Annotated in this window: 9 protein-coding genes and 2 pseudogenes; 7 read left to right on the forward strand and 4 right to left on the reverse strand. The window is 66.3% G+C overall.

The window, feature by feature from the left end:
• Positions 1–455, reverse strand: a pseudogene (locus tag A5702_RS20775) (salicylate synthase); the annotation flags it as partial.
• A gap of 155 nt (positions 456–610) precedes the next feature.
• Here A5702_RS20775 and A5702_RS20780 point away from each other — a divergent pair.
• The 3 genes from A5702_RS20780 (at position 611) to A5702_RS20790 (ending at position 3,787) form a co-directional block, all read left to right on the forward strand.
• On the forward strand, positions 611–823 hold the full coding sequence (locus tag A5702_RS20780) for a hypothetical protein (protein WP_055402550.1): 213 nt from the start codon (positions 611–613) through the stop codon (positions 821–823).
• Positions 824–1,098: 275 nt separating this feature from the next.
• A complete protein-coding gene (locus A5702_RS20785; RefSeq protein WP_067818168.1) occupies positions 1,099–2,334 on the forward strand; it encodes a sodium-dependent bicarbonate transport family permease in 1,236 nt (411 codons plus the stop codon).
• Between the two features lie 226 nt (positions 2,335–2,560).
• Complete coding sequence (locus A5702_RS20790; RefSeq protein ID WP_068223295.1) at positions 2,561–3,787, forward strand: sodium-dependent bicarbonate transport family permease; 1,227 nt, start codon at positions 2,561–2,563, stop codon at positions 3,785–3,787.
• Positions 3,788–3,790: 3 nt separating this feature from the next.
• On the opposite strand, the gene hemW is transcribed toward A5702_RS20790, so the two are convergent.
• Positions 3,791–4,963, reverse strand: coding sequence for a radical SAM family heme chaperone HemW (gene hemW, locus A5702_RS20795; protein ID WP_055402557.1), 1,173 nt, complete (start codon positions 4,961–4,963; stop codon positions 3,791–3,793).
• Positions 4,964–5,178: 215 nt separating this feature from the next.
• Between hemW and A5702_RS27325 the strand changes: the two genes are divergently transcribed.
• The 3 genes from A5702_RS27325 to A5702_RS20805 all read left to right on the forward strand — a co-directional run bounded on the left by A5702_RS27325 (position 5,179) and on the right by A5702_RS20805 (position 7,753).
• Complete coding sequence (locus tag A5702_RS27325) at positions 5,179–5,235, forward strand: Ms4527A family Cys-rich leader peptide (protein WP_368072687.1); 57 nt, start codon at positions 5,179–5,181, stop codon at positions 5,233–5,235.
• A gap of 110 nt (positions 5,236–5,345) precedes the next feature.
• Positions 5,346–7,013, forward strand: coding sequence for a nitrite/sulfite reductase (locus tag A5702_RS20800; RefSeq protein WP_068223297.1), 1,668 nt, complete (start codon positions 5,346–5,348; stop codon positions 7,011–7,013).
• Entirely contained in the window at positions 7,010–7,753 is a 744-nt protein-coding gene (locus tag A5702_RS20805; protein ID WP_068223300.1) for a phosphoadenylyl-sulfate reductase, read from the forward strand. Before A5702_RS20800 ends, A5702_RS20805 begins: the two co-directional genes overlap by 4 nt.
• A 13-nt stretch (positions 7,754–7,766) precedes the next feature.
• Here the strand turns inward: A5702_RS20805 and A5702_RS20810 are convergent, their stop codons facing one another.
• Positions 7,767–8,846 (reverse strand): sulfate/molybdate ABC transporter ATP-binding protein, encoded by a 1,080-nt coding sequence (locus A5702_RS20810; protein WP_068223303.1) that lies wholly within the window; start codon positions 8,844–8,846, stop codon positions 7,767–7,769.
• A 21-nt stretch (positions 8,847–8,867) separates the two neighbouring features.
• Entirely contained in the window at positions 8,868–9,680 is an 813-nt protein-coding gene (gene cysW, locus A5702_RS20815; protein ID WP_055402565.1) for a sulfate ABC transporter permease subunit CysW, read from the reverse strand.
• A gap of 114 nt (positions 9,681–9,794) precedes the next feature.
• Between cysW and A5702_RS20825 the strand changes: the two are divergent.
• A pseudogene (locus A5702_RS20825) lies at positions 9,795–9,972 on the forward strand (molybdate ABC transporter permease subunit); the annotation flags it as partial.

A 9,972-nucleotide genomic window follows, 5' to 3' on the forward strand; every position in this document is an offset into this window, starting at 1 on the left:
CCCCACAGCTCGACCGCGTCCCCGGTCACAACGATGCGGGTGCGCGGCCAAAACACGCGGGCCAGCGGGGTGCGCGCCGCCAGTCGCTGCTGCAGCCCGTAGCGGTAGACGCCGAATTCGAAGGCGATCCACCCGAAGAGTTGGTCGGTTTCCAGCAGCAATATGTCGATGGCTTCGCCCAGCACGGGCCCCGGCCGCCCAGACCACCGTTGCCGCTGCACCACGCCGTCGCGGATGACGCGCAGTTCGTCGCTGTCCAGCTCGACCATCGCGCGCACGCCGCTGGCCAGCACCCATTGCCCGTTGCGCTCGTAGAGCAGGTACTCCTCGCCGACCCGGTCGGGCAGCAGCGCGGCCAGCTCTGCGGCCAGGTCGGCCGGGTGGATGTGTGCGGGAAGGGGGATGGGTGACGATGCGGAGCCGGCGGAACTCGTCTGAACGCTGACCTCGGTCACGGTTAGTAAATGTAGCCTAACCTATCTAAAAACGCGCAACCGATCTCCGGATCACGTGAAGCCAGGCCCCCGGCGGCCCTCGAGACGAGCACGGCCACCGGACTTCTCCTAAGATCATTGCCAGCCCGATCGCCCAACCCTGGAGAGTCACCGCCATGTTCGTCATCCGGCTTGCGAACGGTGAAGAGGTCCAGGGCGGTGAAAATGACGAGCTGGAAATAAATCAAGAAACGGGCGTGCTCACCGTTTCGCGTGTCGACGGTTTCGAGGAAATCACCACGCATTACTCGCCAATGGCATGGCTATCGGTTACGCACCGCAAGAAGGGCGTCGGGGTCAGGCCCTCGGTAATCACGTCGGCGCGTTGATTGCGGCGTTGACAGCAAACACACAGCACTTTCACACCAAATCCACGCCTGGCGTGAGGTAGGCGCGCGATCCTGCGGCGGCCAACCGCAGGCCGTTGACCAGTGATTTTGCCGCGCGCCGGCCGATTTCTGGCGCTACGACACACCTTTGCATTCGAGTGGCGGTTTGACCCCGCCGGGGATACGTTTTCCACGGTCGTCGGGATGTTCTGTGGTGGCTCCGCTTGCGGACGGTGCTTTTCCCTGATCACCGCACTCATCGAGGGAGGCATTGGATGCTGCAAGAGTTTTGGCACAACTTCACCCATAACCTGTTCAAGCCGCTGCTCCTGTTCTTCTACTTCGGATTCCTCATTCCGATCCTGAAGGTGCGCTTCGAATTTCCCTATGTCATTTATCAGGGCCTGACGATGTATCTGCTGCTGGCCATCGGCTGGCACGGCGGTGAGGAACTCGCCAAGATCAGCGCCGGCAGCATCGGGATGATCGTGGGCTTCATGGTGTTGGGCTTCGTGCTCAACTTCCTGATCGGCGGCCTCGCCTACCTGCTGCTGAGCTGGCTGACCTCCCTGCGAAGAGTCGACCGGGCGACGGTCGCCGGGTATTACGGGTCGGACTCGGCGGGAACGTTCGCGACATGCGTGGCCGTCCTGACCGCCGTCGGCATGGCGTTCAACGCCTACATGCCGGTGATGTTGGCCGTCATGGAGATCCCGGGGTGCCTGGTGGCGCTGTACCTGGTGGCGAGGCTTCGCCACCGCGGGATGGACGCGGCCGGAAACATGGTCGACGAGCCCGGTTACACGGCGCCGGTCAGGGTCGGCGTCGGGCCCGGCACCGCGGCGAAGCCCCCGCACGGCGGCAGCCTCGAGGCCGAGCACGAACGCGGAATCGAGCAGGAGCTCGAGTTCGCACTGGAAAAGTTGGACCACCCGGACTGGGAGCCGGACCAGAGCCCGCCCCGGCCGTCGGGCAAGAGGGCGCCGATCTTCTCCCGGGAGCTGTTCCAAGAGGTGTTCCTCAACCCCGGGCTCGTCCTCCTGATGGGCGGCATCATCATCGGCCTGGTCAGTGGGCTGCAGGGGCAGAAGGTGGTCGCCGACGACGACAAGTTCTTCGTGTTGGCGTTCCAGGGCGTGCTGTGTTTGTTCCTGCTCGAGATGGGCATGACGGCGTCCCGCAAATTGAAGGACCTGCGGACGGCCGGCCCCGGTTTCATCTTGTTCGGCCTGCTCGCGCCCAACATCTTTGCGCCCCTTGGCATCCTGGTCGCCCACACCTACGCCTCACTCACCCACGCCGATTTCAAGCCGGGAACCTACGTACTGTTCGCGGTGCTCTGCGGCGCGGCGTCCTACATCGCCGTCCCGGCGGTTCAACGGCTGGCGATTCCCGAGGCGAGCCCCACCCTGCCGTTGGCGGCGTCGCTCGGTTTGACCTTCTCCTACAACGTCACCATCGGGATCCCGCTCTACATCGAGGTCAATCGGCTGATCGCCCACTGGTTCTAGTTTCGCGGCACTCAACGATCGTCCGGCCGACGAATCACGATGGGCGACAGCCGCTTTGACTGGCCCTTCCCCGCGCTGACGCGACGGCCGACGCGGCGAGTTGTTAATTGTTCGTAAAGACGGGTTGAGTCGGCTCGCTCCAGCCCGCGAGGTTCACTAAGTTCGTGAACGCCGCGAGTCGCTTGCCGCTGCCCGCTGCGCCGGACTGCGTCGCCAGGAGGCGCCCATGCTGTACGAGTTGTGGCAAAACTTCATCCACAATCTCTTCAAGCCGCTGCTGCTGTTCTTCTATTTCGGCTTCCTCATCCCGATCCTGAAGGTGCGGTTCGAGTTCCCGTACGTGATCTATCAGGGCCTGACCATGTACCTGCTGGTGGCCATCGGCTGGCAGGGCGGGGAGGAGCTGGCCAAAGTCAAACCGGCCGACATCGACAACATCGCGGGATTCGTGGCGCTGGGCATCGCGCTGAACTTCCTGATCGGGGCGCTCACCTACGTCTTGCTGAGGTACCTGACCCGGCTCCGGCGGGTCGACCGGGCGGCCGTCGCCGGCTACTACGGGTCGGACTCGGCGGGCGCCTTCGCGACCTGCGTGGCCGTCCTGACCAGCGTCAAGATCGCCTTCGACGCCTACATGCCGGTCCTGTTGGCGTTCATGGAGATTCCCGGCTGCCTGGTGGCGCTGTATCTGGTGGCGCGGCTGCGGCACCGCGGCATGGACGAGGCCGGATTCATGCCGGACGAGGACGGCTACACGGCCCCGGCCAGGGTGGGGCCCGGCGCGGCCGCCCAGCGGGAACGCGCGGAGGGCGTCGACGACCGAGTGGAGCGTGCGGTCGCCGACGAGCTGGAGTTCTCGCTCGAGAAGCAGGAGCACCCCGAGTGGAATCCGGACGCGGCTGTGCGCACGAACGCGCCCCTGATGTCGCGCGAGATCTTGCGGGAGGTGTTCCTCAATCCCGGACTGATCCTCCTCGTCGGCGGCATCGCCATCGGCTTCATCAGCGCGCTGCAGGGCCAGAAGGTGGTGCACGACCAAAACGAGCTCTTCGTCGCGGCGTTCCAGGGTGTCCTGTGCCTGTTCCTGCTCGAGATGGGCATGACGGCGTCCCGCAAGTTGCGCGACCTCAGGTTGGCCGGCACGGGGTTCATCGTCTTCGCCCTGGTGGCGCCCAACTTCTTTGCGACGCTTGGGATCGTGGCCGCGTACGCGTACGCCTACCTCACCGACACCCACTTCCAGCCGGGCACCTATGTCATCTTCGCGGTGTTATGCGGAGCGGCGTCCTACATCACGCTCCCGGCGGTGCAACGGCTGGGCATCCCCGAGGCGAGCCCGACGCTGCCGCTGGCGGCGGCGCTTGGCCTGACGTTCTCCTACACCGTCACCATCGGGATTCCGCTCTACATCGAGATCAACCGCGCAGTGGCACACTGGTTCCCGCCGGTCTGAGCGCTATCCCAGGATGGTGCGCACCACCGCGTCGGCGAGCAGCCGCCCGCGCGGGGTGAGGACGAACCGCTCGGCGTCGAGCACCAACAATCCGTCGGCGACCGCGACGCCCGCGCGTTCGCGTTCAGCAGGACTCAGCACGTCGCCCGGAAGACCTTGGCGCAGCCGGGTTTTCAACAGCACCTCTTCGGTGTGCAGCGCGTCGGCGTCCAGCCGCTCGAATCCCCCCACCGGCAAAGCGGTTTCGGACAACGCTTGCGCATAGGCGTTGGGATGCTTGACGTTCCACCATCGAATGGCCCCGATGTGGCCATGGGCTCCCGGGCCCGCGCCCCACCACTGGCCGCCGTCCCAGTAGCCGAGGTTGTGCCGGCACTCACCGCCGGGCCGGGCCCAGTTGGACACCTCGTACCACGTCATCCCGGCCTCCGACAGCCGGGCGTCGACCAGCTCGTAGCGGTGCGCCAACACGTCGTCGTCGGGCGCCGCCAGTTCCCCGCGGCGGACCCGGCGGGCCAGGGCGGTGCCTTCCTCGACGACCAGCGCGTACGCGGATACGTGATCGACGCCGGTGGCTATCGCCGTGTCCACCGAGCGCAGCAGGTCGGAGTCCGATTCCCCCGGAGTTCCATAGATCAGATCGAGGCTGACGTGCTCGAAGCCCGCCGCCAACGCTTCGCGGGCGGCCGCCGCCGACCGGTTCGGGGTGTGAATGCGGTCGAGGACCCCGAGCACCGTCGGGGACACCGACTGCATGCCCAGCGACACCCGCGTGTAGCCGGCCGCGCGGATGGCGTCGAAGAAGTCCGGCCAGGCCGACTCCGGGTTGGCTTCGGTGGTGATCTCGGCGTCCGGGTCCAGCGCGAAGTGTTCCCGCACCATGTCCAGCACCGACGCCACCCGCGCACCGCCCAGCAGCGACGGCGTCCCGCCCCCGACGAACACGGTGTTCACCGTCGGCCCGGAAAGCCGCTCCGCCGCCAACTTCAATTCCGTTCGCAGCGCCGCCAGCCACGCGTCGGGGTTCACACCGCCCAACTCCGCCGGGGTATAGGTGTTGAAATCGCAATAGCCGCAACGCGTTATGCAGAACGGGACATGGATGTAGATCCCGAACGGCCGTCCGGGTACTCCCCGCAGGTCGGGCAACTCGACCGCTTGCTCGCGAAGTGCCATGCCAAATGATCCCACGGTGGGCGGGCCCGCGGCCCGGCCGGCGAGCCCGCCCCAAAACCGCGCGGGGTTTCCTGGGTTTTCTCACCGGAGCGACCAGCTTAATCCGGGAATTACGCTCACCGTGAGCGGATATTTGACCTGGTGGCATCGCCGCCCGCAGGGCATGGCACAATGGTGGCGTGACCGTCGCTCAGCCCAGCCCTCGCATTGCGCTCGTGGCGCGGCGGCACATTGATCTCAAGCGTGTTTGCAGCTGTTGCTGTCTCCCTTGATGTCGTAGACCCGCCCCACCTGTACGTCCAGCTGGCATCGGATCTGCGCCGCCGATACCACCGGTGAGCTGCGTTTCTATGCCTGCGATGTCGAGAAGGAGACCTGCTCAATGACCACAGTCCGCCCCGCCAAGCCCCGCAACGAGGGCCAGTGGGCGCTGGGGGATCGGGAGCCACTCAACCCCAACGAAGAGATGAAGCACGCCGGCGCCCCGCTCGAGGTGCGCGAACGCATCGAGAACGTCTACGCCAACCAGGGCTTCGACAGCATCGACAAGAGCGACCTGCGCGGGCGATTCCGCTGGTGGGGGCTCTACACCCAGCGCGAACAGGGCTACGACGGCACCTTCACCGGTGACGAGAACGCCGACCTGCTGGAAGCCAAGTACTTCATGATGCGGGTGCGTTGCGACGGCGGCGCGCTGTCGGCCGCCGCGCTGCGCACCGTCGGCCAGATCTCAACCGAGTTCGGCCGCGACACCGCCGACATCTCCGACCGCCAGAACGTGCAGATGCACTGGATCGAGGTCGAAAACGTCCCCGAGATCTGGCGTCGACTCGCCGAGGTCGGCCTGCAGACCGCCGAGGCCTGCGGCGACTGCCCCCGCGTCATCCTCGGTTCCCCGCTGGCCGGCGAATCGCTGGATGAGGTGCTCGACCCCACCTGGGCCATCGACGAGATCGTGCGCCGCTACATCGGCAAACCCGACTTCGCCGACCTCCCACGCAAGTACAAGACCGCCATTTCGGGTCTGCAGGACGTCGCGCACGAGATCAACGACATCGCCTTCATCGGCGTCAACCATCCCGAGCACGGGCCCGGCCTGGACCTGTGGGTCGGCGGCGGCCTGTCCACCAACCCGATGCTGGCCCAGCGGGTCGGCGCCTGGGTGCCGCTGGACGAGGTGCCCGAGGTCTGGGAGGCGGTGACGTCGATCTTCCGCGACTACGGCTACCGGCGACTGCGGTCCAAGGCCCGGCTGAAGTTCCTTATCAAGGACTGGGGCATCGAGAAGTTCCGTCAGGTTCTCGAAACCGAGTACCTCAAGCGGCCGCTGATCGACGGGCCGGCCCCCGAGCCGCTCAAGCATCCGATCGACCACATCGGGGTGCAGCGGCTCAAGAACGGGCTCAACGCGGTCGGGGCGGCTCCGATCGCCGGCCGGGTCTCGGGCACGATCCTGTCGGCGGTGGCCGACCTGATGGACGGGGCCGGTTCGGACCGCGTCCGGTTCACCCCGTACCAGAAGCTGGTCATCCTCGACATCCCCGACGACAAACTCGACGATGTGCTCGCCGGGCTGGGGGCGCTCGGGCTGCAGACCAGGCCCTCGGCTTGGCGGCGAAACCTGATGGCCTGCACGGGGATCGAATACTGCAAGTTGTCCTTCGCCGAAACGCGGGGCAAGGCGCAGGTCCTGGTGCCCGAACTGGAGCGCCGGCTTGAGGACATCAACGCCGAGCTCGACGTGCCGATCACGGTCAACATCAACGGTTGTCCGAACTCTTGCGCGCGAATACAAGTGGCGGACATCGGCTTCAAGGGTCAAATGGTCGACGACGGCCATGGGGGCTCGGTCGAGGGCTTCCAGGTGCACCTGGGTGGCAGCCTCGGGCTGGACAGCGGCTTCGGCCGGAAGCTGCGCCAGCACAAAGTCACCAGCGACGAGCTGGGCGACTACATCGAGCGGGTGGTACGGAGCTTCATCAAACACCGCAGTGCGGGAGAACGGTTCGCGCAGTGGGCGATTCGGGCGGATGAGGACGATTTGAGATGAGTGAACACGCAACGAAACTGACCGAAGCCGAACTGCGCGACCTGGCGGCGCGCGGCGCCGCCGAGCTGCAGGGCGCCAGCGCCATCGAGGTCTTGCGCTGGACCGATGCGACCTTCGGTGGAGTCAACGGGCCCCGCGGCTGGGCCACCTGCAACTACGTGCTGACCTCCAGCATGCAGGAGGCCGTGCTGATCGATCTGGCTTCCAAGGTGCGGCCGGGCGTGCCGGTGGTCTTCCTGGACACCGGCTACCACTTCGCCGAAACCATCGGGACCCGCGACGCGGTCGAGTCGGTGTACGACATCCACGTGCTCAACATCACGCCCGAGCAGACGGTCGCCGAGCAGGACCAGTTGCTCGGCAAGAACCTGTTCTCCCGCGACCCGGGCGAGTGCTGCCGGCTGCGCAAGGTCGTGCCCCTGCGGCGAGCGCTGAGCGGATATTCCGCCTGGGTGACCGGGCTGCGCCGCAGCGAAGCGGCGACGCGCGCCAACACCCCGGTGATCGGCTTCGACGAGGGTTTCAAGCTGGTGAAGATCAACCCGCTGGCGACGTGGACCGACGAAGACATGCAGAACTACATCGACGAGCACGAGGTACTCGTCAATCCCCTTGTCTACGATGGGTATCCGTCGATCGGCTGCGCTCCCTGCACGGCCAAGCCGATCGCGGGCGCCGACCCGCGCAGTGGCCGCTGGCAGGGGCTGGCGAAGACCGAGTGCGGGTTGCACGCTTCCTAGCGGAAGCGGTGCGTCAGGCCGAGGTCAGCGTGGTTTCGTCTTCGCCGGCGGGGCGGGCGGCGGTCGTCTCTTCGGCGAGCGACGGCTTGCGGGTGGCGCGCACATAGACCGTGTCGCCGTCGCGTAGGGCCAGCGCCTCGGCGTCACCACGGGTGATCTGCGCGGTGAAGCGGCCCCCGGTGGCGGCGCTGGTCAGTTCCACCCGGACCTCGAAGCCCAGCACGACCACGCGATCGACGGTGGCGCGCACGATCCCGATCGACTCCGCGGTGCCATCCCCGCCCGCGATGGCCATTTCGGGGTTGCGGCCCACCCGGATGTCATGCGGGCGAACGAGATTGCCGTTCAGGCTGGACACCTTCCCGAGAAACGACATCACGAAGGCGGTCGCCGGCGCGTCGTAGACCTCGGTGGGCGAGCCCACCTGCTCGATCCGACCCCGATTCAGCACCGCTATCCGGTCGGCGACGTCCAGCGCCTCTGCCTGGTCGTGGGTGACCAGCACGGTGGTGACATGCACCTCGTCGTGCAGGCGTCGCAGCCACGCCCGCAGGTCTTCACGCACCTTGGCGTCCAGCGCGCCGAACGGCTCGTCCAGCAGCAGCACCTCCGGGTCGACGGCCAGCGCCCGCGCGAGCGCCATCCGCTGGCGTTGCCCACCGGAGAGCTGATTCGGGTAGCGGGTCTGAAATCCGCTCAGCCCCACCACTTCCAGCAAGTTGTCGACCTTGGCCTTGACCTCCGCCTTAGGCCGCTTGCGGATCTTCAGCCCGTAGGCGACGTTGTCCCGAACGGTCATGTGTTTGAACGCGGCATAGTGCTGGAACACGAACCCGATGCCTCGGCGCTGCGGCGGGATCCGCGTGACGTCGCGACCGTTGATGGTGACCGTTCCGCTGTCGGGCTGGTCGAGCCCCGCGATGGTGCGCAGCAGGGTGGACTTGCCCGAGCCGCTGGGGCCCAACAGGGCGGTCAACGTCCCGGAGGGGACGACGAAGTCGACGTTGTCCAGTGCCACGAAGTCGCCATAGCGCTTGTTGGCATTGCGCACGACGATCGCGTGATCGACGGGCCGGCTGTCGTTTTCGGTCATCTATGCGTCTCCATGTCGGGACTATCTGGCCGCCCGTGCGCGGCGGAGATCGAGGATCACTTGGAAGATCAAGACCAATACGGCAACGCCCATCAACAACGTCGACAGCGCGTAGGCGCCGTACTCCACGCCGCGGTTGTACCGGTCGGAGACCAGCAACGTCAGCGTCTGCGACTTACCCGGAAGGTTCGACGACACGATGATGACGGCGCCGTATTCGCCGAGGGTGCGGGCGATGGTCAACACGATGCCGTAGGTCAGACCCCACCGGATGGATGGCAGGGTGATCCGCCAGAAGGTCTGCCACCAACCCGATCCCAGGGTTGCGGCCGCCTCTTCCTGGTCGGTGCCCAATTCGTGCAGAACCGGTTCCACCTCGCGCACCACGAACGGTAGCGTCACGAAGACGCTGGCGAGCACGATGCCGGGGAACCCGAAGATGATCTTGAACCCGAGGTCGCGTTCGACGAAGCCGAACGCACCGGCCGCCCCCCACAACAGGATGAGGGCGACGCCCACGACGACGGGCGACACCGCGAAGGGCAGGTCGATGACGGCCTGCAGCACGCCCTTGCCGCGGAACCGGTTGCGGGCCAACACCAACGCGGTGGGTATGCCGAACACCACGTTCAGCGGCACCACGATGGCGACGACCAACAGGGTCACGTTCAGCGCGGAGATGGCCGCGGGCGTGCTCACCCAGTCGAAGAACTGGCCGAAGCCGGGCCGGAATGTCCGCCACAGGATCAAGCTGACGGGGACGACCAGCAGCACGAAAATGTATGCGAGCGCGACGAATCGGATCAGATACCGAACTCTTGGGGACGAAGTCACGGAGCCAGCTCCTCACGCTTGGCCGCCCGCCCGCCGACGATGCGCAGGATGAACAGCACGACGAAGGATATCGACAGGAGCACGATGGAGATGGCGGCGGCGCCGGTGCGGTCGTCGTTCTCGCGGGCGATCGGGGAGTTCGGGTCGGTGGTGCTGATCGGCGGCGCGGTCCCCGGCAAGACGGAAGTCTCGTCGCAGTGGATACGGACGCTGATCGAGAACGACGACCGCACCGGCGCCGCCGCCATCTCCATCGTGCTCCTGTCGATATCCTTCGTCGTGCTGTTCATCG

The sequence above is a fragment of the Mycobacterium sp. E3339 genome, from assembly GCF_001666915.1.
Lineage (GTDB): Bacteria > Actinomycetota > Actinomycetes > Mycobacteriales > Mycobacteriaceae > Mycobacterium.

Coding starts and splice junctions, on each gene's coding strand:
- A5702_RS20780 (WP_055402550.1), top strand. CDS start 611: ATGTTCGTCATCCGGCTTGCGAACGGTGAAGAGGTCCAGGGCGGTGAA.
- A5702_RS20785 (WP_067818168.1), top strand. CDS start 1,099: ATGCTGCAAGAGTTTTGGCACAACTTCACCCATAACCTGTTCAAGCCG.
- A5702_RS20790 (WP_068223295.1), top strand. CDS start 2,561: ATGCTGTACGAGTTGTGGCAAAACTTCATCCACAATCTCTTCAAGCCG.
- hemW (WP_055402557.1), bottom strand. CDS start 4,963: ATGGCACTTCGCGAGCAAGCGGTCGAGTTGCCCGACCTGCGGGGAGTA.
- A5702_RS20800 (WP_068223297.1), top strand. CDS start 5,346: ATGACCACAGTCCGCCCCGCCAAGCCCCGCAACGAGGGCCAGTGGGCG.
- A5702_RS20805 (WP_068223300.1), top strand. CDS start 7,010: ATGAGTGAACACGCAACGAAACTGACCGAAGCCGAACTGCGCGACCTG.
- A5702_RS20810 (WP_068223303.1), bottom strand. CDS start 8,846: ATGACCGAAAACGACAGCCGGCCCGTCGATCACGCGATCGTCGTGCGC.